Consider the following 23,602-nt stretch of genomic DNA (forward strand, 5'->3'; position numbering starts at 1 on the left):
CCATTGTCGGGCTGACTGGCTTGCTTTCATGTTAATTGAATGAAAATGCGCTTAATTTCTTCTAATTTTCATTATTTATGTTGATGCAAATTGTTTCCATCCAAATATTTGCAAAATGTTTCAATGGCTGATTGACAGGCTGATTGCCCAGGGTTCGAGGTTTTTATCCGCGCTAAACTAAGGGGAAAATTTGTCAAAGGATCAACATGCATGTGTTCGAGCGCCGCATCACCGTGGAGTGGGGTGACTGCGATGAGGCCGGGATTGTTTTTTATCCCAATTATTTTTATTGGTTTGACAGCACGTATCAGGCCTGGCTGCGGCAAGTGGGGTTGAGTCAGCGTATTTTGCAAAGTGAGTACGACGCGGTGACACCACTGGTGGATGTGGGCGCCAATTTCCGTGCGCCGGTGACTTATGACCAGGAAATTCGTATTGGGGTGCGGGTCGTCCAATGGCAGGAGGGACGTTTCAAGATGGAATACCAGGTCTTCAATATGGACGGGGTACAGGTTGCCAGCGGTCATGAGTGGCGCGCGTGGGCGAAGGTTCTGCCCGGGGGAAAACTCAAAGCGGCGGCCATTGCCCCCGGTTTTCGTCAGCGTCTAGAGGGAGGTGGTGCTGTTTAACTGGGCCTGATTCGACGCAGGCAGGCGTTGTTGCACATCATGCAAGGCCGGCTTGCCATCGAGCGGGATGTAGACAAAAGCCAATTGCTTGAACAGGCGCGCTTGCCAGCGTGCTTGTTGCAGGCTGATATCGAGTACCAGCAGGCTGGGTTCATCTGGCCATTTACCATTGGGGTCCAGGTTGACTGCAGGCCACCAGCGCAAGTCCAGTTTCTGCAAACTACGCAGCAAACTTTCCTGGACTGCGTCGTTAAAAGCACGGCTGCAAATTTGTGCGCCTGGATTGCAGGCGGTCAAAATCGCCGCCCCACGGCTGGTTTCCTGTTGCAGTAACTGATTTAAGGTTCTGTTGAACTGGCCGATACGCACATCTATATCGCCCTGCGGGCTATGTACACGGTAGATCGCCTTCTCGAATGCGTGAGACAGGGCGGCGGGCAGGTCTTTCTGTGTAGACATAAGCTATCTTGCGTCGTTCTGTTCTCTGGACCCACAAAACAGGCAGTGGGATGCATGGTTTCTGTGCTAAAGCCCACCCCCGGCAAAAGGCGCCCATTTTTAATGGGAGGCAGCCGGCAGAGAAAAAATCTGCCGGGCGCGGGGAGCTTGTTTCAGACCATGCATCCATTATTTACACAGTTTCAGCCTTCAAGCAAGGGATGCGACCCGTGGGTCCTGGATGCGATTCCAGATGGCATACAGGCTGGGCAAGAATAAAAGGGTCAGGATGGTGCCGATGGCTGTGCCGCCGATCAGCGTCAATGCCATGGATCCCCAGAACACGGAAAACGATAGCGGGATAAACGCCAGCACGGCGGCCAGCGCCGTCAAGATAACCGGGCGGGCGCGCTGGACGGTAGCTTCAATCACCGCATCATAGGGGGAGGCCCCTTCGGCGCGATTGGTCTTGATCTGCTCGATCAGGATGAGCGTGTTACGCATCAGGATGCCGGCCAGACCAATCAGCCCCAAAATGGCGGTGAAGCCAAAGGGCTGCTGAAAGATCAGCAGGGCCGGCACGCTGCCAATCAGTCCCAAGGGGGCAGTCAGAAATACCATGATCATGTTCGAGAGCGAACGCACCTGGATCACGATGACCAGGAGCATCAGCGCAATCATGACCGGAAAGACCGGCAACAGAGCGTCGTTGGATTTCTTGGCCTCGGCGGTAATCCCGCTCATCTCGATCAGATAGCCCGGTGGCAGAGAGGCTTGCAGGGGAGCAAATGCCTCCATGACCCGGTTGGCCACTTCTGCCGGCTGAACGTGTGGAGCAATGTCACCGCGCACGGTCATGGTGGGTAAACGATTGCGGCGAGCCAACTTGGGCTCCTCCTGGATGATCTCCAGTTTCCCAATCTGTTCCAGTGGCAGGTTCTTGCCTTGGTCGTTGGTGACGGTCAGGCCAGACAGTCGGGTGGGGTCATGCCGGTTGATCGCCGAGCTGCGGGCGATGACCAGGACATTGCGCAGGTCCTCACGGTATTCCGCCACTGTCGTACCATCGAGTTGCAGCTGAATTTGCTCGGCCAGACGCTGGCGGTTCAAGCCCAGGGCTTGCAGGCGTTGCGGGTCTATATCCAGCTTCAACACGGGCACGCGTGCGCCCCAGTCCACGTTGACCTGACGCATGTCCGGGTCGGCTCGCATGATGGCCATGGCCTGTTCCGAAATGTCGCGCAACCTGTCCAGTTCGGGGCCCCGAACCAGAAACTCGACCGGATACTTGGTGGAGGGGCCAAATACCAGTTGGGTGGCGCGAACCCGTGCCTCGGGAGTCAGACCATCGGCCACCACCTGACGAAAGCGCTGCAGCAAGGCATCGCGGTCGTGATGATCCGCCGTCAGGACGACCAGACGGGCAAACGAAGGGTCCGGCAGTTCCGGGTTGTAGGACAGAAAAAAGCGTGGCGCACCCTGTCCGGCATAGCTGGTGGCCAGTCGTGTTTCAGGCTGCTCGCGCAGCCAGCTTTCCACTTTGCGGGTGACGGCCTGAGTGGACTGGATGCTGCTGCCTTCGGGCAACTGCACCTCCACCAGCAGTTCAGGCCGATCGGACGTGGGGAAAAACTGCTGTTTGACGAAACCCATGCCCACCACCGCCAGTATGAAGGCCCCCACCACAATACCGGCCACCAGAAACTTATGGTGTACGGACCAGGCGATCATGCGCCGCAGGCGCATATAGTTGGGCGTGTCGTAAATGGCTTGATGGCCCCCTGGGCGGGCCGCAATGGCGGGCAAGAGCTTCACGCCCATATAAGGCGTGAACGCCACGGCGACCACCCAGGAAGTCAACAGGGCGGCTGCCAGAATCCAGAAGATGTTGCCTGCATACTCTCCGGCAGAGGAGCGGGCAAACCCGACGGGCAGAAAGCCAATAATGGTCACCAGCGTGCCAGAGAGCATCGGGGCTGCCGTATGATTCCAGGCGTAGGCGGCGGCCTTCAGGCGGTCCATGCCTTCTTCCATCTTCACGATCATGATCTCGATGGCAATAATGGCATCGTCCACCAGCAGGCCCAGCGAGATAATCAGCGCGCCCAGTGTGACTCGGTCAAAGACCTTGCCCGTCATCATCATGATGACAAACACCATGGCCAGTGTCAGGGGGACGGCAGCGGCCACGACGATCCCCACCCGCCAGCCCATGCTGATCAGACACACCAGCAGCACCACACTGAGCGCGGCGAAGAACTTGAACATGAACTCGCCCACCGCCGAGGCAATATTCACCGATTGGTTGGTCACGGTCTCCAGCGAGAATCCCAAAGGCAGGGCGGCAGCAATCTCTTCGCGCGCTTTCTCCAGATCTTTGCCCAGGTACAGGCCGTTATAGCCTTCTTGCATGACCACATCCAGCAGCATGGCAAACTGCGCATTATGATGAATCTCGAAGCTGGGCGGGTCCTCGTAGCCCCGGCTGATGGTGGCAATATCGCCCAGACGCAGCGCGTGACCCTGAACATAAATATAGGTGTCGCTGATCGCCTGAACATTATCCAGTCCCGCACTGAGGCGCAGATGAATCCGTGGCCCGTCGGTACTGATGGCGCCACTGGGGGTCATGGCGCTGCGCTGCGACAGGGCCTGCAGGATCTGTTGGGGATTGAGTTGCAAATTGTGCAGCTTGGTCTCGTCCAGATCGATGAAAATACGTTCGCTTTGCTCCCCCAGGATGTTGACCTTCTTGACGCCGGGCACTTGCAGCAACTGGCTGCGTACCTTCTCCGCCTCCCGGGTCAGCAGGCGGGGCGGCAAACCAGGGGCCTGCAGCGCGAACAGGCTGAACGACACATCCGAATACTCGTCATTGACGAAAGGGCCCTGTACGCCCTGGGGCAGACTGGGCGCCTGATCCTGGAGCTTTTTACGTAACTGGTAGAACTCGCTCTGGACATCGGCCGGGGGCATGGTGTCCTTCAAGGTCACCACCATCAGGGCAGTGCCGGGACGGGTGACAGTCTCCACTTTGTCAAACCAGCGCAGCTCCTGCATGCGTTTTTCCAGGGGCTCGGCCACCAGATCCTGCATTTCCTGGGCCGTGGCACCGGGCCACAGGGTGGTAACGGTAAGAACTTTGACGGTAAACGCCGGGTCTTCTGCCCGACCCAGCTTGACGAAGGAGTAGATGCCGGACGCCGCCAGGGCGATGATCAGAAATAGAGTGATGGCCCGTTCGCGCACGGCCAGCGCGGAAAGATTGAAGCGGCCTGTCATGGCTTGGCCTCGCGTGTTTCAGGGCGCACTTCCTGGCCTTCGTGCAAGAGATTGGCGCCCAGCGCCACGATAGGGGTGCCCGCATCGGGCCCATCGGAAAGGTAGGCGTGTTCCTGGGCCAGCTTGGCGATAGTCACTGCCTGCCAATGCACGGTGTTCTGAGCGTCGATGACCCACACGCCCGGGCCTTTGCCTGGATCGTAAAGCGCGGTGAGGGGAACCTGGTTCAAGGCATCCGCCTCCGGGGGTGTCAGGTGCACGATGGCGCTGGAACCCAGGCGGGCGCTGATGTTTTCATCGTCAAAGGAGAAGCGGGCCTGATAGCTGCGCGTGGCCGGGTCCGAGGACTGGGCCAGTTCGCGCAATCGGGCGGGCAGGCTTTGCTGGGAGTCGGTCAGCTCGATCGTGGCGCGGGTGCCCAGCGGAATATCCCATTGTTCAGGCAGGCTGACGATCACCTCTCGCGGGCCGTCCAGAGCCAGACGCAGCACGGCCTGACCGGGACTGACAACCTGGCCAACGTCACCCATCTGCGCAGTGATAATGCCATCCGCATCTGCCTTTAGGGCGCTGTACTGATCGGCATTCCGTGCGATTTCGGCCTGTGCCTGGGCGGACTTGAGATTGGCCTGAGCGCTGCGCAACGCCTGTCTGCTTTGTTCGTGGGCCTGACGAGAGACGCCCCCCTGGTCGACCAGCAAAGACAGGCGCTTGTAATCCGATTCGGCCTGTTCGGCCTGAGCCTGGGCAGCTTGTACGGCGGCCAGACGGGCGCGGTGATCCAACTGCAGGTCCTTGGGGTCCAGCGTCATGAGGAGCTGCCCCTTTTTCACATGTTCACCGTTTTGGACATGGCGTGTGTCAATTTTGCCGCCCACCCGGAAGGCCAGTGGGCTTTCGATTCGTGCGCTGACCAGTCCCAGAAAGCGCCGTTGCTGATCCGTCTTGGCTTGAACCATGCTTTGAATCACCAAGGGCGCCTGGGTGCGCGGGTCAGCCTCCTGGGTCTGCTGGCTGCACCCCATGAGAACCAGGGCGGTGGACAAACTCAATACAGGACTAAGAGAGCGAAAGAGAGCCATGCAGGACTCCGGGTAAGTAAATAGTTGGTTGAACTGTAACTCGGGAGGTAGGTCAGGGCATCAGGCTGCGCAAAATCAGGGGGGTTACCACCAGCAAACCCTGACGCGTTTTTTCGGCCGGATGTATCTCCAGCAGCACGGGATGCAGACAGGCTGTGAGCGCAAACAAAATGCCCTGAACCACTTCGTCCAGCGGGGTACGCCGCTCGAAGTCTCCGCTTTCCCGGCCTGCGCGTACCAGTGCCGTGATTTGTGCCAGCAGATCCTGCCTGTGCTGATCGACAGTGGGCCAGTTGTTTTGCAGGGCCTCGATCACGACTTCCTGCATGCGTCCTTCTTGCAGGAACAGCTCCAGGCTTAGCTGGCAGGCGGTTTCGATAAAGTGGCGCAGCCGCTCGATGGGAGGGAGGTCACTGTCGACAATCTGCTGCAGCTGCTGATGCATGCCATGCAGCACCGAGTGGCAAATGGCCTGGCCGATAGCCTGCTTGGAGTCGAAGAAGCGATACAGGTAAGCGCTGGAGACACCGATTGATTTGGCCAGACTCGCGACCGAGGTTTTGCGATAACCATAGAGCCGGAAATGCCTGTTGGCCTGCTCGATGATCTGTTCGCGGCGATGGTGTTCGGTCGGACCACGCTGGCCCAGGGTGCTGACAGGCATGACTCTTGAATATTGAAGTAACGATAATGCAATACATTAACTTCCCTGGAGAGCAGGAGCAAGGCAATTGCTGATTTGAATAGGGAGCAATGCAAGAGCACTAGCAAGCCACAGGCCTGCGCAGGCAGCTCGCTTGCAACTGGCGAGCCCTGGGCTACGCCTCATTTCCTGGAAAGGGGGCTGGGACTATCAGGGGGGGGCATGGTACCGGTAGGAGAGCCCGATGGACGGGGTGGCCTTGGAGGAGCGGAGCGCGACCATGGTTTGACTCGGGGCGCTGGGTTGCGGCGTGCCTGGAAAGGCAGGCCTTTATAAAAGCCTGCCATGGGTTTTGCAGCAGTAATGAAAAAAGCCTGACAGATCGAAATCTATCAGGCTTTTTGGAATTTTTGGCGGAGCGGACGGGGCTCGAACCCGCGACCCCCGGCGTGACAGGCCGGTATTCTAACCAACTGAACTACCGCTCCGCAGCGGTGCCAAGCAAAAGCTTTGGCGTCCCCTAGGGGATTCGAACCCCTGTACCCACCGTGAAAGGGTGGTGTCCTAGGCCTCTAGACGAAGGGGACAGGACTTACAACTAAACCGTCGTTTTGGTGGAGGTAAGCGGGATCGAACCGCTGACCTCTTGCATGCCATGCAAGCGCTCTCCCAGCTGAGCTATACCCCCAATTTTTCTTTACTTCATTTTTTGACTGTGCCAAAAAACCAAAGTATCGAAATAAGTGTCAGGCTTGACGAGGCTTGCCACTTCAAACTGCTAGAACCAGTCCGGGACTGATTCATAAAATCTTTTGGCGGAGCGGACGGGGCTCGAACCCGCGACCCCCGGCGTGACAGGCCGGTATTCTAACCAACTGAACTACCGCTCCGCAGCGGTGCCAAGCAAAAGCTTTGGCGTCCCCTAGGGGATTCGAACCCCTGTACCCACCGTGAAAGGGTGGTGTCCTAGGCCTCTAGACGAAGGGGACAGGACTTACAGCTAATCTTCGTTTTTTGGTGGAGGTAAGCGGGATCGAACCGCTGACCTCTTGCATGCCATGCAAGCGCTCTCCCAGCTGAGCTATACCCCCATTTCGGTGTTCTTTTTTGTTGACCACCAACGAAGAATTGAGATTATGAAGATGTTTTTGTCTTTGTGCAAGTCTTTTGAGAGAAAAAAGAAAAATAAAGCAAAAAAACTTCAAGACAGGGGGCTGAGGCAAGACGAACGCGGGTAGGAAGGGGTGAGATGGACACAAGAGGCAGGCAGGGGAAACCGGGCCGAGTGCGACTTGCTCCCATCCGTATCTTTTTATTTCAAGCGGTGTTTTGTATCTTCTTTGTGTCATAACATTTCATATATGAGTCAATAGACGTAAATCGTTTCTCGACTTCACGTCGTTTTTTTGTCCCTTTTGCGGGGGGGTAAATCCCCTCTTAGGCGCATAAATGAAGGCTCTATAAGAAATTTGCGCTGCTCGGTAATCTAATGATGTTATGCTTCGATGAGTAACATTTCACCTGCAATCATTACGTTTTGTAGGCCGATCTCTGAGCCTGCATTTTCTATTTAATGGCGCTATGTCAGCAAAGCAGTGCATATCATCACCTCTGCCTGTTCCAGTGGATGCACAAAGACGAATCAGTTTGCGTGCTTTGCTGATTTGGGTGCTGCTGGTTTGGCTGTTGTTGATTTCCGCGACGGTTACGGTCATTTACAAGCAGAATCAGGCAGATATCCGCTTGCAGGCCAGCAGTGGCCTTTTGCGACAACTGTCGGATATCAGTTATTCCGTGGCGCTGGCCGCGCCATCCAGCTCCACCCCGGCCCGTTTGCGTCAGCTCGACCAGCAGTTTCAGTCTGTCGTGCAGTTGCTTCGCGAGGGAGGCATGGTCGATGGTGTGGTTCTCGTGCCGCTGGACAAACCCTTGCTGGGACTGGTCTCGCAGTTGAGCAATGAGTGGCAGCGGCGGCTGATGCGCCTGGATTTTCCGGTCAGCTCGGAGCAGGTGCTTTTACCCGCTGCCAGTCTGAATGCCGAAGATTCCCTGTTCCGGCATAACACGCAGCAATTGCTGGACGCTTTTGACGTTCTGCGTGAACGTACCCGCTCCCAGCACCGCTGGACGGTGTTTTTCATGCTGGCGCTCGATGCGTTGGCGCTGTCTCTCTCTTACTTTATGTTGCGCGCCTGGGTGGCCACGCCCTTGAGGCAACTGCTCGCCCAGGGAAAGGCCTTTACCCAGGGGCATTACCGCACAAAAAGCATCAGTTCCGGTACGGATGAAACGCGCTATTTGTCGCAGATTCTGAATGACTGCGGGTTGCAGATTCAACAGCGGGATGCCCAGCTCTCCATTCAGCAGCGCAATTTATCGCAGCTCAACGCCATATGCCGCAGCGTAAGTCACAACCCTTTATTGGGTATTTACGTGAGCCGCGACGGCCGCTTTGATTTTGTTAATAAAAAGTTGGCGGAAACATTGGGATATAGTCGCGCGCAATTGCGTCAGGAGTTCACGGTGGATCAGATTTTCCTGTCTCCACGATTTCCGTCCCTGACTCATACGGTGCCCGATTCGCGTTCAGGCGGCAGCAGTTTGCGTTATGAAACACGGGCATTGCGTCATGATGGCAAATCCATTGATGTAGAGATCTGTGCCATTCCCATTCGGCTGGATGGCCGTACCGCCATGGTGGCAGTGGTGCAGGACATCACCACGCGGGTGCGTAATGAGGTGACGGGTCGCTTGGCGGCGGTAGTCTATGAGAACACCTGCGAAGCCATTGTGGTTACCGACCGCTTTGGCCACGTGGTCGATGCCAATCCGGCCTTTAGCCGCATCACGGGCTATGAGCTCGATGAAGTTCGCGGACGCAGCTTGTCGCTTCTGAATTCCGGTCGTCAAGATCGCGAGTTCTATCGCAAGATGTGGCGCGAGATTTCAGAAACGGGGCGTTGGCAGGGGGACATCTGGAACCGTCGCAAGAACGGGGAGGATTTTGCCGAGCGCCTGACGATCAGCACTGCGTGGAACCCCGACGGCACGGTGTATCGTCACATCGGCCTGTTTACGGACATCACCAGCCATAAAAAGCGTGAGGCCCAGATGTGGCGGCAGGCGCATTACGATCATTTGACAGGCTTGCCCAACCGGCAGATGTTCCAGGATCGTTTGCAACAGGCTCGCGAGCAATCCCGCCGTACTGGTTTGCCCTTCGCCCTGATCTTTATGGACCTGGACTTCTTCAAGGATGTGAACGATTCCCTGGGGCATGAGAAAGGAGACGTGCTCTTGCAGGAAGTGGCCCAACGCCTGCAACGCTGTGTGCGGGTGACAGATACGGTAGCGCGAATTGGTGGCGACGAGTTCACTGTCATTTTGTCCGATATCAGTGATACATCGATTGTGGAACGTACCTGTCGCTGTTTGCTGGACACGATTGAGGAGCCTTTCCAGCTGGGCAAGAACTCAGTGTCTGTCTCTGCCAGCGTGGGTATCACCTTGTTCCCCGAGGATGGGGACGATGCCGGTCAGCTTTTGAAAAATGCGGACATGGCCATGTATGCGGCCAAAGCGTGTGGTCGCAACCAATACTGCCGTTTTTTACCTGCCATGAGCGAAGCGGTGGAGGCTCGCCTTCGTTTCTCCCAGGATCTGCAAAAGGCCTTGAGCGAAAAGCAGTTTCAGCTCTATTACCAGCCTATTGTGGATATGCGTACGGGACAGGTCACCCGCGCTGAAGCCTTGATTCGTTGGGAGCATCCTCAGCTCGGTCTGGTGCCGCCTTCGGAGTTCATTCCTTTTTCCGAGGACTCCGGGCTGATTGTCTTGATCGGAGAATGGGTATTCGAGACGGCTGCCCAGGCGGCGGTCAGGCTGCGCCACGAGTTGGACCCCAGTTTCCGGGTCAGCCTGAACGTGTCACCCGCGCAGTTCAAGCTCAATGGTTCTTGTGCGCGGGAATGGGTGGAGTATCTGCAAACCCAGGGCATTCCGGGCGATGCGCTGGTGGTGGAAATTACGGAGCGTCTGTTGCTCGATGATCAGGGGCAGGCCTTGCAGCAGCTGCGCTCCTTGCGTGAATATGGCATGAGTGTGGCGCTGGATGATTTCGGCACAGGCTATTCCTCTCTGTCCCATTTGAAGCGCTTTTCCATCAATGTGCTCAAGATTGATCAGTGCTATATCCGTAATTTGGCGCTGAGCAGCGAGGATCTGGTCCTGACCCAGGCCATGATCGTCATGGCGCAAAAACTGGGTTTGCGCGTCGTGGCAGAAGGAGTGACCAGCCACGAGCAGCTGGACTTGCTCAACCATGCCGGCTGCGATTACATGCAGGGCTATTTGTGCTCGACGCCGATCCCGGCAGACGAGTTTGTGGATTGGTGCAAGACCTGGAATCGGGACCATGCAGGGGGATTTGCCGCGGGTCTGTATCCCGTGGGTCCCCAGGCGCTGCAGTAAGAAGGTCTGTTCAGGCGACGCGGTCGCTGGACATGTCGGCGTGCCGCACCCCCGATGCTCAGGATGAGCGGCGAGCGCGCCAGGCAAACATAATCAGCAAGAGGCTGGCCCAGATCAGAAAGGGCAGGTTGCCGTATTTTACGTAGGGTGTCAGGCCAGTGGTGCCCTGTACTTCCACATCCAGTACGCCCGGTGTCAAGGGCGGCAGCACGGCGCGAATCCGTCCATACGGATCAATGGCAGCCGTCATGCCGGTGTTGGTCGCGCGCAGCATGGGACGTCCTGTTTCCAAGGCTCGCATGCGCGAGATCTGCAAATGCTGGCTCAAGGCCCAGGAGTCCCCGAACCAGCCCAGATTGCTGATATTTAGCAGCACGCTCGCCCCCTGCTGACCAGGGCGGCCCTGGACGGCCTGGATGATCTCTTCACCAAAAACGTCTTCATAGCAGATATTGGCCGCGACACGACCTTCTGGCAGCTGGAAAGGAGCTTGTGGCAGGGCGCCCCGGTGAAAGTCACCCAAGGGGATATTCATCATGTCCACGAACCACCGAAAGCCGGCGGGGATGAATTCGCCAAAGGGCACGAGATGGTGTTTGTCGTAGTAGGCAGCAGTGCTGTTGATGATGTCCTGAGGCTGAGTTTGGGGGGTGATCAGCAAGGCACTGTTGGTATAGCTGAGTTTGCCATCGACCGTACCGCGATCCATGGGTACGCCCAGCACCAGATTGGCTTGATGACGTTGGGCCAGTTCTGTCCAGCGCAACCAGAAGCTGGTTTCCAGACGGTTCTGCAAAACCGGGATGACGGTCTCGGGCAGGACAATCAGACGCGGCGCGTCCTCGGGGGATTTGGCGTCCAGATTGGCCAAGTCGTAATAGCGTTCTATGCCCTCGCCCATCGCGGGGCCAAACTTGGCGCTCTGGTCGACATTGCCTTGCACCAGCCGGGCGATGAACGGATCACCCTGAGGGTTAACCCAGGCGATATGCGGCAAACTGATGCCGATCAGGCCGAAAACCATGGCGATGCCAATACCAATGGCACTAGAAGGGCTCTGGTTTTTGTCTTTGGAGGCGGCAAACTGGGCGATGACCGCGGCACTGAAGGCGGACAGCCAGGCCAGACCATAGACGCCGACAAGTGGAGCCCAGCCGGTAAACATGCCTTCCGCATGGGCGTAGCCGATGTTCAGCCAGGGGAAGCCGGTCAGTAGCGTGCCCCGCAGCCATTCGCTCAGCGCCCAGCAGCTTGCAAACCCCGCGGACAATAGCAGTCGTGGTAGCCAGGCATCACTATTGTGTTTGGGACGCAGCTTTTGCCACACGGCCGCAGCCAGGGCGGGGAAAAGGGCCAGTGCAGCTGCCAGCAGCAAGACCCCCAGGGCCGCCAGCCAGGATGGCATCCCGCCATACTGGTGCATGCTGATGTAGAGCCAATACACGCCGACGGCAAAGTTGCCCAGACCAAACCAATAGCTGCGTCCGAAAGCTTGTCGTAACGACTGCGCTGCCATGATCTGCGAACAGGCTATAGCTAGCAGGGTGATCTGATAAAACGGCAGAATCCAGGAGGGCAGCGGGCCTATCGAAAAGGACAGGGCATGCAAGCCCCCCAGAGCCAGCATTAACGCGACGCGCAGCGCCTGGGGGACAGGTTTGGAATCAGGATTGTTCAAGATGGGGCTCGGCGGGTGTGGCTCGCTGAACGTGCAGCCAAAGGGCTCGTTTGGCATCGGCACGCACGACGGTGATGCTGATGCCGTCAAGCTGGGCGACATCGCCCCGGCGAGGGATGTGCCCCAGTTCGGATGCCAGCCAGCCACCCACGGTATCAAAGTCGTCGTTGGGCAGATTGGTATGGAACGCTTCGTTGAAATCGGGGATTTCAGTCAGGGCCATGACCCGCCAACTGTCAGGGCCTGCCTGGAAAATGGTCTGTTCGGCGTCTTCATCGTATTCGTCCTCGATGTCGCCGACAATTTGTTCCAGCACGTCTTCCATCGTGACCAGCCCGGCGGTGCCGCCATGTTCGTCAATGACGACGGCCAGGTGATTGCGGCTGCCACGGAACTCATGCAGCAGCACATTCAGGCGTTTGGTTTCAGGAATGAACACGGCAGGGCGGATCAGCGGCCGCAGATCCAGTGTGGGGTTGGCAATGGACAGCAGCAAGTCTTTAGCCAGCAATATACCGATGATGTTGTCGCGTTCCGTCTCATAGATGGGGAAGCGGCTGTGGCCCGTTTCAATAATGATGGGCAGCATCTCGGTCAAGGGCTTGGCGATGTCCAGCATATCGATCTTGGAGCGCGGCACCATGATATCGGCCACCGTCTTGTTGGCCATATCCAGCGTTCCAGCGATCATGGAGAGCGATTCGTCGTCGATGACTTTGCGAGCGTGGGCCGCAACCAGGACAGACTTAAGGTCTTCTCGGTCTTCGGGCTCGTGACGCCGATTGAAAAAAGCACTTAAGCGAGAGATAGGATTGTTTGAGCTGGCCTTGGAAGGGCGGGGCTCAGGGTCGGTAGCAGAGTCTGACATTGTCCGAAGGACGAGTTAAGGAAAAATTAAGCATAACCGAAAAACGATGACAAGGTATGGACCTGTCATCATTCGCAAGGCGTGAAGCACGGCGCGTATTGATGCGGTTTTGTCATCGGCGGCCACACGAAGCCGGCACAGCGCGCGCTAGCGTTCCTGATAGGGATCAGGTATACGAAAGCTGGCCAGCACGGCTGTTTCCAGTGCTTCCATGTCCTGGGCCTCGTCTTCTTCGAGGTGGTCATAACCCAGCGAATGCAGGCAGCCGTGCACAACTAGATGAGCGGCATGATGCAAAAAGGGTTTGTCTTGTTCCTGGGCTTCACGTTCCAGAACGGGCAGACACAACACAATGTCGCCATGGACCACGCCGTCTTCGTCCTGACCATATTCAAAGGTCAGCACATTGGTCGCGTAGTCGCGCTCTCGGTAGCTCAGGTTCAGGCTTTGGCCTTCCTGGGCTCCCACAATGCGCAAGGTGGCAGACAGACCCGTAAAGCGATCCTCGGGGTGGATGCGTTCGACCGCCATCTCAAGGGTGCGCTGCATCCAGCGGCGGATACGGGAGCGGCTCAGTTCGGGGCATTCAACAGCGTACTGGACGCTCAAGCACAGATCAGGCATCACCGGCTCGTTCGTATGCGTCCACAATTCGCGCAACCAGGGGGTGGCGCACCACATCACGGCTGCTAAAGCGCGAGCAGGAAATACCTTGCACGTTTTCCAGCACCGTGACGGCATGGGTCAAACCACTGCGCTGGCCTTTGGGCAAGTCCACCTGGGTGGGGTCACCAGTAATAACGGCCTTGCTGCCAAAACCGATACGGGTCAGGAACATTTTCATCTGTTCCGGCGTGGTGTTCTGGGCTTCGTCCAGAATCACAAAAGCATGGTTCAGCGTGCGGCCGCGCATGTAGGCCAGCGGTGCGATCTCGATGGTCTGCTTCTCAAACAGGCGCTGCACTTTTTCCACGCCCATCAAGTCGTACAGGGCGTCGTACAGGGGGCGCAGATACGGGTCCACCTTTTGGGCCAGATCGCCGGGCAAAAACCCCAGCCGCTCACCGGCTTCCACTGCCGGCCGGGTCAGAATCAGACGATGGACGGATTCGCGCTCCAGTGCATCAATGGCGCAGGCCACGGCCAGCCAGGTTTTGCCGGTACCGGCCGGGCCGATGCCAAAGTTGATGTCGTGGTTCAGAATGTTGCGCAGGTACTCGCGCTGACCAGGGGTACGTGGCCGCAGGTCGCGTTTGGCCGTGCGCAGGGAAATGTCGTCCTGACCCACAGGAGGCAGCTCGGGCAAAGCCTCTGGCGCAGGTTCCTTTTCGTGGCTGCGGCTGGCGCCCAGCTCGACCAGACCCAGTTGGATATCGTCGATATTGAGCGCCCGATGCACTGCGCGCGAATGAAACCAATCAATGGCCTTGGCGGCCTGTTCCGCACGCGCGCCTTCAATCGAAACATGGCTGCCACGCCGACGCAGCGTGACGTCGTAGGCAATGGCAATCTGCTTGATGTTCTCGTCCAAGGGGCCACACAGATTGGCCAGATGGGTGTTGTCCCCATCCAGACGCACAGCAGTGGGCAGGCGGCGGCGTTGATTAGTCATAGATCAGGCTCCTGCAACCCGGTCATGGGTCACGATTTCTCCGCGCAATGTGTTGGTCAGTACCTGGGTGACATGCACATCCACGATTTGTCCGATCAGGCGAGGATCACCCGGGAAGTTGATGATGCGGTTGTTTTCGGTACGGCCTTTCAGTTCCGAATCGTCTTTGCGTGAGGTGCCTTCGACCAGAATGCGCTGCACGCTGCCGACCATGGCCTGGCTGATGGCCTGGGCCTGTTCGTTCACCAGTGCTTGCAGGCGGTGCAAACGGTCCAGTTTTTCTTCTTTGCTGGTGTTGTCTTCCAGGTCGGCGGCAGGCGTGCCAGGGCGACGGGAGTAGACAAACGAGAAGGACTGGTCGAAATTCACATCGCGAATCAGTTTCAGGGTTTTCTGGAAATCCTCTTCTGTCTCGCCGGGAAAGCCGACGATGAAGTCCGAGGAAAGGACGATATCCGGCCGGGCTTCGCGCAGGCGGCGCACGATGGATTTGAACTCCAGCGCAGTGTAGCCGCGTTTCATGGCAGCCAGAATACGGTCGCTACCTGCTTGCACCGGCAGGTGCAGGAAGGGCACGAGCTTGGGCAGATTGCCATGGGCTGCGATCAGGCGCGAGGTCATTTCCTTGGGGTGCGAGGTGGTGTAGCGAATGCGCTCGATACCGGGAATCTCGTGTACGTATTCCAGCAGCATGGCGAAGTCGGCAATTTCGCCCGCCACGTCGGTAGGGCCACGGTAGGCGTTCACGTTCTGGCCCAGCAGCGTCACTTCACGCACACCCTGGTCGGCCAGGTCAGCCACTTCCATCAGCACGTCGTCAAAGGGACGGGAGACTTCGGGGCCGCGGGTGTAGGGCACCACACAGAAGCTGCAGTACTTGCTGCAGCCTTCCATGATGGACACAAAGGCCGAATAGCCTTCCACGCGTGCGGGGGGCAGGGCGTCGAATTTTTCGATTTCCGGAAAGCTGATATCCACCTGCGAGCGGCCGCTGTTGCGCCGCTTGACGATCAGCTCGGGCAGGCGGTGGAGCGTCTGGGGGCCAAACACCACATCCACGTAAGGCGCGCGACGAATAATCGTGTCACCTTCCTGGCTGGCCACACAGCCACCCACGCCAATGACCAGATCGGGATTCAGCGCCTTCAAGTGCTGGACCCGGCCCAGGTCCGAGAACACCTTTTCCTGCGCCTTCTCGCGTACCGAACAGGTATTGAACAGGATGATGTCGGCTTCTTCGGGATTGGTGGTCAACTCAACGGGGCGATCCTGATTCAGGATATCAGCCATTTTTTCGGAGTCGTACTCGTTCATCTGGCAGCCAAAGGTGCGAATGAAGAGTTTGCGGGCAGGTTTGGCGGCAGCGTCCGCCGTGTCGGGGCTAGGGTGTGTGGTGTCAGTCATAAGAGAAGCCGTGACGGGTGTATATCCCGCGGGCCATTGAGAATGAAGAATCGAGCATTATAACGCCCCGTCTTACAGGGGGCACGAACAAGAGACTGTTCTTGTTCAACTTGTTGCGGGCAGGCCGCCCCTCAGAGGTGCGTTTATGGGAAGCCGCCACAGGGGTGAACTGGCCGTATCTGACGCGTTCAACTCGGCCCTCTTGCGAAGGGTTTTCTATGAATATATGATTCATATGTGTTTCATATAGAGGTTGAGTGATGGGTATTGTCAATATTGATGATGAGTTACACGATCAGTTGCGCAAGGCGAGCACCGTTTCGTGTCGCTCCATTAACGCGCAGGCTGCCTTCTGGATACGCATGGGCTTGCTGTGCGAATTGAATCCCACTTTGAGCTTTAACGACATCGTTGCCCGAGAGATGAGGGCGGTCGGTTTGGGTGAGCCGGCGGTGCCCCTGGAACAAACGGAGCCCGCATGATCAAGACGGCAGGCGAAATTGCCTTGATGGCCGAGTCGGGTCGTTTGCTGGCGCAAGTGTTCACGCGTCTGGATCAGTTGGATCTGATTGGCATGAACACCATGCAGGTCAATGATCTGGTCGAGAGCTACATCGTCCAGGACCTGCAAGCCCGGCCCGCCAGCAAAGGGCAGTACGGTTATGCCTATGTTCTGAACTCATCGCCCAATCAAGTCGTGTGTCACGGTATGCCGTCCACGGCGGATGTGTTGAAAGAGGGAGATATCGTGAACTTCGATATCACCCTGGAGAAGAATGGCTTTATCGCGGATTCCAGCAAAACCTACACGGTGGGGCAGGTTACGTCTGCTGCGCAAAAACTGGTCGATGCCTGCTATATGGCGATGTGGAAAGGCATACAAGCCGTGCGTCCGGGCGCGACTTTGGGTGACGTGGGATTTGCCATCTCGCAATACGCACGCACGAACGGCTACTCCGTTGTGCGCGATTACTGTGGGCACGGCATCGGGCGAGAAATGCATGAAGCCCCCGAGGTCCTGCACTGGGGTACGCCGCGCACAGGCTTGCGATTGAAGGAGGGCATGGTGTTCACCATTGAACCTATGCTCAATCAAGGCGGTCATGCGGTGCAAACCGGGAAAGATGGCTGGACCGTACGTACCTGTGATGGCTTGCTGTCGGCACAGTTTGAGCACACGGTGGCTGTGACAGAAAGTGGTGTGCGTGTATTGACGCTGCGGCCGGATGAAACCATCCCGCATTAATTAAGTAGACTGCGCTTATTTTGTTCCCTCGACTGTCGGATTGTTGTGTCTTATCCGGTCCTTGCAGCGTGTGGGCTGAGAGTGGCGGCGATAAGCTCTATCAGCCTTATGGAAATGAGATTCGCTCTAGACAGCGCTGGAGCCGCTACAGCAGTAAGGTTCTGCCATATTGCCATCGCAGTATTGCTCGCTGTATAGCTGTCGTGCCGAGGTCTCTCTTTAGATCAATATAGGGTGGCAGGCCTTTGTTTTCTTGGGGGACCCGAGCCGGTCAGCTTGGCGGGCCATTCGCCCGTGCGGTGCACGGGTCCCCTTGTCAGTGCTCTGCTGCGGGCGGGTCGTGAACTCGGAGCGCAGTTTGTCCGCCGGACAAACCGCAAACGTGCTCCTCAAACAGCACGACCCTTGCATCCCGCATCAGAGCACTGCCTGTGGCGAACGGCCTGACTCGCCCCGCCGACCGGCTCGGGTCCCCCAAGAAAACAAAAAGAGGCTTGTTGCTGCCACCCTATTGCTTGCAATCTAGCAGCCTTAGAAACAAAAAAGCCCGACATTGTTTTAATGTCGGGCTTTTCTTTAACAGCGACTAAAGAAGCAACTTAGCCTTCTACAACCTCGCCGCCTTCGTCTTTCTTGATCGGCTTGACCAGATCCTCACGTTTCACGCCCAGCCACATGGAAATAGCGGCAGCCACGAACACGGAGGAGTAGATACCAAACCAGATGCCGATGGTTAGCGCCAGCGAGAAGTTGTGCAGTGTGGGGCCACCGAAGAAGAAAATCGACAGCACCATCATCTGGGTAGAACCGTGGGTGATGATGGTACGCGAGATGTTCTGGGTAATGGACAGGTCGATAATCTCGGCTACCGACATCTTGCGCTGCTTGCGGAAGTTTTCACGGATACGGTCCATCACCACAACGGACTCGTTCACGGAGTAACCCAGCACCGCCAGCACACCGGCCAGTACCGACAGCGAGAATTCCCATTGAAAGAAAGCGAAAAAGCCGAGGATGATGACCACGTCGTGCAAGTTGGCAATGGCACATGCCAGTGCCAGCTTCCATTCAAAGCGGAAACCCAGATAGAGCAAAATACCGGCGACCACAAAGGCCAGGGCCATCAAGCCGTTATGCAGCAACTCCTGTCCCACCTGTGGCCCGACGAACTCCACGCGACGCAGTTCTACGTCCGGGTGTTGCTGCTTCAGTGCCTGGATGACCTGTTCGCTTTGCTGGGTGGAATCCTGCCCGTCCAGGATGGGCAGGCGGATCATGATGTCCTGGGAGGTGCCGAAGTTCTGTACCTGGAAATCGGTGTAGCCCAGAGACTGGACCGAGCGGCGCACATCTTCGACCTGTACGGTTTGTTGATAATGCACTTCCATGACTGTCCCACCGGTAAATTCGATGGACAGGTGAAAGCCGCGCACGATAATAAAAACAACCGCTGCGATAAACGTCAGAAAACTGATCAGGTTCAGCACCAGTGCATGGCGCATGAACGGGATAGTGCGGTGAATACGAAAAAATTCCATGATGCTTTATGCCTGTAGTTGGGCCTGGCCGGCTTGCGCCGGCCCTGGCGCTTTACTTCTTGTCCTGTGGCTTCCAGACCTGGCCGATCGAAATCCCTTGCAGGCGACGACGGTTGCCATACCAGAGATTGACCAGGGCACGAACCCCAACCACCGAAGAGAACATGGAGGTCAGAATACCGATCACGTGTACAACCGCAAAACCGCGGATGGGGCCGGAACCGAAGGCCAGCAAAGCGACACCCACAATCAGGCTGGTCAGGTTGGAGTCGAAGATCGTGGCCCAGGCACGATCAAAACCCAGGTGAATGGCCTGTTGCGGGGAAGCACCATTGCGCAGCTCTTCGCGGATACGCTCGTTGATCAGGACGTTGGCGTCAATGGCCATGCCCAGCGTCAAGGCAATGGCGGCAATACCCGGCAAGGTCAGGGTCGCCTGCAGCATGGACAGCACGGCCAGCAGCAAGAGCACGTTGAAGGTCAGGCCAATGGTCGAGAACAGGCCGATCAGGTGGTAATACAGCATGATGAAGATGGCAATCGCAATAAAGCCGTACAGCGTGGCGTTAAAGCCCTGGCGAATATTGTCGGCACCCAGGCTGGGGCCAATGGTGCGCTCTTCGATGATGCTCATGGGCGCGGCCAGTGAACCGGCACGCAGCAGCAGGGAAATGTCAGCGGCTTCCTGGGCATTCATGCTGCCGCTGATCTGAACCTGACCGTTGGGGATTTCGCTGCGGATAACCGGGGCAGTGACCACTTCACCCACGCCATTCTCAAACAGCACAATGGCCATGCGTTTGTTGATGTTGTTGCGGGTAATATCGCGAAAGATCCGTGAACCCTTGTTGTCCAGCGTCAGGTTGACAGTGGGCTGTTGGGTCTGCGAGTCGCGGCCGGGCTGGGCATCCTGCAGGTTTTCGCCTGTCAGGATTACCTGGCGACGCAGCAGCAAGGGGGCGCCACCGCGCTCGGTATAACGCTCCAGCCCAAAAGGCACGGTGCCCGAGTTCAAGGCAGCAACGGCAGCGGGGGAGTCTTCCACCATGCGCAATTCCAGCGTGGCAGTACGACCCAGGATTTCCTTGGCCTTGGCCACATCCTGCACGCCGGGCAACTGGACGACGATGCGGTCGGAACCTTGTTGCTGGATAACTGGTTCAGCCACGCCCAGCTCGTTGATCCGGTTGTGCAAGGTGGTGATGTTTTGTGTGAGCGCGTTTGTCTGGACTTGAATGGTGGCGGTCTCGGTCAGCCGCGCCGTCAGCCCGCTGTCGCCCGCAGGGGTAAAGGCCAGGTCGGGGATGGCACGACGAAGCTCAGACTGGGCGCGGTCGCGTTCGTCAGCCGAAGCAAAGCTCAGGCGCAGGGACTGGCCTTCACGCTCAATAGTGCCAACCGGTACCTTGGCTTCACGCAGCACACTGCGGGCGTCCGCGACCATGGAGTCGTAGCGGGCTGTCAGGGCGCCTTGCATATCGACCTGCAGCAGAAAGTGTACGCCGCCACGCAGGTCCAGCCCCAGATGCATGGGGTGCGCGCCCAGCGCGGTCAGCCAGGCGGGCGAGGCAGACACCAGGTTCAGGGCGACGGTGTAGTCGGGAGCAGACGCGGCAGAGTCCTTGTTCAGCTCGCGCTCGATCAGGTCCTTGGCCTTGAGCTGGACGTCAGTAGACGCAAAACGGAAACGCGCTGTGGCGCTGGGTCCGTTCTGTTCAAAATACGAGCCCGTCGTAGGGATATTGTTCTGCTTGAGCAGCGCTTCAACATGCGTGATCAGGCTGGTTTCAAGCCGGACCGTGGATTTGGCGCTGGAAACCTGCACAGCAGGAGACTCACCAAACAGATTGGGCAAGGTATAGATCAGGCCGATCGCCAGCGCGACCAATACGATGGCATATTTCCAGAGGGGATAACGATTCATGGGATATCTACGACGGGTGCAGAAATGGCAACCCCGGACCGAGGTCCGGGGTCGGAGGCATTACAGCGACTTGATGGTGCCTTTGGGCAGAACAGTCGTAACGGCCACGCGTTGGACCAGAACTTCGACGGGTTTGTCGGTCAGGTTGGCCACTTCAACGGTCAGGTAGTTGTCGTGAACTTTGCTGACTTTGCCCAGCAGACCGCCGGAGGTGATGACTTCGTCGCCTTTGGCCAGGTTGGACACCAGGTTGCGGTGCTCTTTCTGGCGTTTCATCTGAGGACGAATCATCAGGAAGTACAGCACAACAAACATCAAGATGATGGGCAGCATGCCCATCAGGGCGTTTTCGCCGCCGGCAGCTGCCTGGGCGGGGATGAGAGTCAGAATGTCAACAGCGGACATGTGGGGCTCCTGAGGATTTTTTTGTGTGGGTTGTCAAAAACTAACGGTGTATTGTAGCGGCACTTTATTGCCGGATCACAAACAGCCTGTTATTCGATGCCGCGTGCCCGGTCCTGGTGAAATTGCTCCCGCCAGGCTGCAAAACGCTTTTGCTCGATGGCATCGCGCATCTCTTGCATGATCTGCAAATAGAAATGCAGGTTGTGCAAGGTATTCAAGCGTGAGCCGGTAATCTCATTGGAACGCTGCAGGTGATGCAGGTAGCCACGCGAAAAATGCTGGCAGGTATGGCAGCTGCAACTGGGGTCCAGCGGGCGGGTATCGTCCCGATAGCGGGCGTTGCGGATCTTGATATCGCCGTAACGCGTGAACAGCCAGCCATTGCGCGCATTGCGGGTAGGCATCACGCAGTCGAACATGTCCACGCCCTGGCTGACGCCTTCGACCAGATCCTCAGGCGTGCCCACACCCATCAGATAGCGCGGGGCATGGGCGGGCAGTTTGGGGGTGGTGTGCGCCAGAATGCGCATCATGTCTTCTTTGGGTTCGCCGACCGACAGACCACCAATGGCGTAGCCCTCAAAGCCGATTTCCGTCAGGCCCGCCAGTGATTCGTCGCGCAGGTCTTCATACATGCCGCCCTGCACAATCCCAAATAAGGCATTGGGATTGCTCAGACGCTTGAATTCCTCGCGTGAGCGACGGGCCCAGCGCAGGGACATGCGCATGGATTTGGCCGCCTCGGTGTGAGTGGCCGGGCGATCGTCAATCAGATAGGGCGTGCATTCGTCAAACACCATGGAAATGTCGGAGTTCAAGGAATACTGGATCTGCATGGACACTTCAGGCGTTAAAAAAAGGCGTTCGCCGGTGATGGGGGAGGCAAATTTCACCCCTTCCTCGGTAATTTTGCGCATGCCTTTCAGACTGAATACCTGAAAACCGCCCGAGTCGGTCAGGATGGGCTTGTCCCACTGCATGAAGTTATGCAGGCCCTTGTATTTGTCCATCACTTCCGTACCGGGACGCAACCACAAATGAAAGGTATTGCCCAAGATGATCTGGGAGCCGATGTCCTTTAATTCGTGCGGCATCATGGCCTTGACGCTGCCATAAGTGCCTACCGGCATGAAAATGGGGGTTTGCACCACACCGTGGTTCAGGGTGATCTGGCCACGGCGAGCGGCGCCGTCGGTGCTTAAAAGGTCAAACTTCAGTCCACTCATGGGGTAGGGGGCTCAATGAACATAGCATCGCCATAACTGAAAAAGCGATACCGGGATTGGACGGCGTGCTGGTAGGCACGTTGTATGGGTTCGATCCCCGCCAGGGCTGACACCAGCATCAGCAAGGTGGACTGGGGCAAATGAAAATTGGTGATCAGTGCATCAACCCATTGATATTGGAAGCCGGGAGTGATGAACAGGCGTGTATCGCCTTCAATACTGCCATCGGCGCAGCGCTGGTTCATGCCGGGCTCTTTGCTGGCGGCCGATTCCAGTGAGCGCACGCTGGTGGTGCCCACGGCGATGATGCGGCCACCCGCAGCCCGGGTTGCCTCAATCTTGGCCAGGGTGGCGGCGGGTACGTGGTAGCGCTCGGCGTGCATGACGTGTTCGCTGATATTGTCGACACGCACCGGCTGGAAGGTGCCGGCCCCTACATGCAAGGTGACAAAGGCCTGGTCCACGCCTTGCGTACGCAAGGTGGCCAGCATGTCGTCGGTAAAGTGCAGGCCTGCCGTAGGAGCGGCCACGGCACCGGGGTGTCGGGCATAAACGGTCTGATAGCGTGATTCGTCCTGCTCATCGGCCGCATGGGTGATGTAGGGGGGCAGGGGCGTGGCCCCGTACTGCTCCAGCATGTCCAGCACGGGTTCATGAAAGCGCAGGGCAAACAGGGCATCCTCGCGGCCTGTGCAGTCGGCCAGCACCTTGCCATCGGCCAGTTCCAGCAAGGTGCCTGGCTTGGGCGACTTGCTGGCGCGGATATGCGCCAGGGCGGTGTCAGGGCCGGTCACGCGCTCGATCAGCACTTCGACTTTGCCGCCGCTGCTTTTCTGACCATGCAGGCGCGCCTTGATGACTCGCGTGTCATTAAAGACCAGCAGATCGCCTTTGCGCAGCAGGCCAGGCAGGTCGGTGAACTGGCGGTCATGCAATTGGCCGGCCCCGTCCAGATGCAGCAGACGGCTGCCTTGGCGCTGGGCCGGAGGGCTTTGAGCGATCAGCTCGGGGGGGAGCTCGTAGTCGAACTGGGCGATGGTTAAAGAGGGATCGATGCTCATGGTTTGTCGTAAAGGGCCACGGACTGCAAGGTCGGGCCTGATGGGGTAACCGACTATTTTAACGCTTTGCCGTCAGATTGCTGAATCGGCCATATC

18 protein-coding genes and 6 tRNA genes are annotated in these 23,602 nt (G+C 57.6%); 4 read left to right on the plus strand and 20 right to left on the minus strand.

Annotated elements, in window-relative coordinates; all coding sequences use genetic code 11:
* Window positions 1-206: 206 nt before the first annotated feature.
* Entirely contained in the window at window positions 207-629 is a 423-nt protein-coding gene (locus VF694_RS05545) for an acyl-CoA thioesterase (protein WP_003803716.1), read from the plus strand.
* Here the strand turns inward: VF694_RS05545 and VF694_RS05550 are convergent.
* From VF694_RS05550 to VF694_RS05595, 10 genes are all read right to left on the minus strand, one after another.
* Entirely contained in the window at window positions 606-1,088 is a 483-nt protein-coding gene (locus tag VF694_RS05550; protein WP_003803714.1) for a DUF3293 domain-containing protein, read from the minus strand. The genes VF694_RS05545 and VF694_RS05550 overlap by 24 nt on opposite strands.
* Window positions 1,089-1,277: 189 nt before the next feature.
* On the minus strand, window positions 1,278-4,349 hold the full coding sequence (locus tag VF694_RS05555; RefSeq protein ID WP_426345532.1) for an efflux RND transporter permease subunit: 3,072 nt from the start codon (window positions 4,347-4,349) through the stop codon (window positions 1,278-1,280).
* Window positions 4,346-5,431 (minus strand): efflux RND transporter periplasmic adaptor subunit, encoded by a 1,086-nt coding sequence (locus VF694_RS05560; protein ID WP_440163891.1) that lies wholly within the window; start codon window positions 5,429-5,431, stop codon window positions 4,346-4,348. The genes VF694_RS05555 and VF694_RS05560 overlap by 4 nt, the downstream gene beginning before the upstream one ends.
* 52 nt (window positions 5,432-5,483) lie before the next feature.
* Entirely contained in the window at window positions 5,484-6,095 is a 612-nt protein-coding gene (locus VF694_RS05565; protein ID WP_059318664.1) for a TetR/AcrR family transcriptional regulator, read from the minus strand.
* A gap of 390 nt (window positions 6,096-6,485) precedes the next feature.
* A tRNA-Asp gene (locus tag VF694_RS05570) sits at window positions 6,486-6,562 on the minus strand.
* Window positions 6,563-6,585: 23 nt separating this feature from the next.
* Window positions 6,586-6,661 (minus strand) — tRNA-Glu (locus VF694_RS05575).
* A gap of 25 nt (window positions 6,662-6,686) precedes the next feature.
* Window positions 6,687-6,762, minus strand: a tRNA-Ala gene (locus VF694_RS05580).
* A gap of 125 nt (window positions 6,763-6,887) precedes the next feature.
* Window positions 6,888-6,964 (minus strand) — tRNA-Asp (locus VF694_RS05585).
* A 23-nt stretch (window positions 6,965-6,987) separates the two neighbouring features.
* Window positions 6,988-7,063: transfer RNA gene (locus tag VF694_RS05590), tRNA-Glu, on the minus strand.
* A gap of 26 nt (window positions 7,064-7,089) precedes the next feature.
* Window positions 7,090-7,165: transfer RNA gene (locus VF694_RS05595), tRNA-Ala, on the minus strand.
* A 556-nt stretch (window positions 7,166-7,721) separates the two neighbouring features.
* Between VF694_RS05595 and VF694_RS05600 the strand changes: the two genes are divergently transcribed.
* Window positions 7,722-10,544 carry a bifunctional diguanylate cyclase/phosphodiesterase gene (locus VF694_RS05600; protein WP_301606748.1) on the plus strand — a complete coding sequence of 941 codons (2,823 nt, stop codon included), beginning with the start codon at window positions 7,722-7,724 and terminating at the stop codon, window positions 10,542-10,544.
* A gap of 58 nt (window positions 10,545-10,602) precedes the next feature.
* Here VF694_RS05600 and lnt read toward each other — a convergent pair whose 3' ends face one another.
* The 5 genes from lnt to miaB all read right to left on the minus strand — a co-directional run bounded on the left by lnt (window position 10,603) and on the right by miaB (window position 16,106).
* Window positions 10,603-12,171, minus strand: coding sequence for an apolipoprotein N-acyltransferase (lnt, locus tag VF694_RS05605; RefSeq protein WP_440164035.1), 1,569 nt, complete (start codon window positions 12,169-12,171; stop codon window positions 10,603-10,605).
* A 37-nt stretch (window positions 12,172-12,208) separates the two neighbouring features.
* Window positions 12,209-13,090 carry an HlyC/CorC family transporter gene (locus tag VF694_RS05610; protein ID WP_039943754.1) on the minus strand — a complete coding sequence of 294 codons (882 nt, stop codon included), beginning with the start codon at window positions 13,088-13,090 and terminating at the stop codon, window positions 12,209-12,211.
* A 147-nt stretch (window positions 13,091-13,237) separates the two neighbouring features.
* Entirely contained in the window at window positions 13,238-13,714 is a 477-nt protein-coding gene (gene ybeY, locus VF694_RS05615) for an rRNA maturation RNase YbeY (protein WP_440163894.1), read from the minus strand.
* Window positions 13,707-14,702, minus strand: a complete 996-nt coding sequence (locus tag VF694_RS05620) for a PhoH family protein (RefSeq protein ID WP_301606753.1) — start codon at window positions 14,700-14,702, stop codon at window positions 13,707-13,709. Before VF694_RS05620 ends, ybeY begins: the two co-directional genes overlap by 8 nt.
* A 3-nt stretch (window positions 14,703-14,705) precedes the next feature.
* Window positions 14,706-16,106: a tRNA (N6-isopentenyl adenosine(37)-C2)-methylthiotransferase MiaB gene (miaB, locus tag VF694_RS05625; RefSeq protein ID WP_003803697.1), complete on the minus strand. Its 1,401-nt coding sequence runs from the start codon at window positions 16,104-16,106 to the stop codon at window positions 14,706-14,708.
* Between the two features lie 260 nt (window positions 16,107-16,366).
* On the opposite strand from miaB, the gene VF694_RS05630 reads away from it, so the two are divergent.
* Both VF694_RS05630 and map read left to right on the plus strand, forming a co-directional pair.
* Window positions 16,367-16,588, plus strand: coding sequence for a ParD-like family protein (locus tag VF694_RS05630; protein ID WP_003803695.1), 222 nt, complete (start codon window positions 16,367-16,369; stop codon window positions 16,586-16,588).
* Window positions 16,585-17,352 (plus strand): type I methionyl aminopeptidase, encoded by a 768-nt coding sequence (gene map, locus VF694_RS05635; protein ID WP_003803693.1) that lies wholly within the window; start codon window positions 16,585-16,587, stop codon window positions 17,350-17,352. Before VF694_RS05630 ends, map begins: the two co-directional genes overlap by 4 nt.
* A 599-nt stretch (window positions 17,353-17,951) precedes the next feature.
* Here the strand turns inward: map and secF are convergent.
* The 5 genes from secF to queA form a co-directional block, all read right to left on the minus strand.
* Complete coding sequence (gene secF / locus VF694_RS05640; protein ID WP_003803691.1) at window positions 17,952-18,890, minus strand: protein translocase subunit SecF; 939 nt, start codon at window positions 18,888-18,890, stop codon at window positions 17,952-17,954.
* Between the two features lie 52 nt (window positions 18,891-18,942).
* Window positions 18,943-20,814, minus strand: a complete 1,872-nt coding sequence (gene secD, locus VF694_RS05645; protein ID WP_003803690.1) for a protein translocase subunit SecD — start codon at window positions 20,812-20,814, stop codon at window positions 18,943-18,945.
* Window positions 20,815-20,874: 60 nt separating this feature from the next.
* A complete protein-coding gene (yajC, locus tag VF694_RS05650) occupies window positions 20,875-21,219 on the minus strand; it encodes a preprotein translocase subunit YajC (RefSeq protein ID WP_003803689.1) in 345 nt (114 codons plus the stop codon).
* Between the two features lie 89 nt (window positions 21,220-21,308).
* Entirely contained in the window at window positions 21,309-22,445 is a 1,137-nt protein-coding gene (gene tgt / locus VF694_RS05655) for a tRNA guanosine(34) transglycosylase Tgt (RefSeq protein ID WP_003803688.1), read from the minus strand.
* Window positions 22,442-23,506: a tRNA preQ1(34) S-adenosylmethionine ribosyltransferase-isomerase QueA gene (queA, locus tag VF694_RS05660; protein ID WP_440163898.1), complete on the minus strand. Its 1,065-nt coding sequence runs from the start codon at window positions 23,504-23,506 to the stop codon at window positions 22,442-22,444. The genes tgt and queA overlap by 4 nt, the downstream gene beginning before the upstream one ends.
* Between the last annotated feature and the right edge of the window lie 96 nt (window positions 23,507-23,602).

Source organism: Alcaligenes sp. Lyrl_28 (assembly GCF_051948705.1).
GTDB lineage: Bacteria > Pseudomonadota > Gammaproteobacteria > Burkholderiales > Burkholderiaceae_B > Alcaligenes > Alcaligenes ammonioxydans.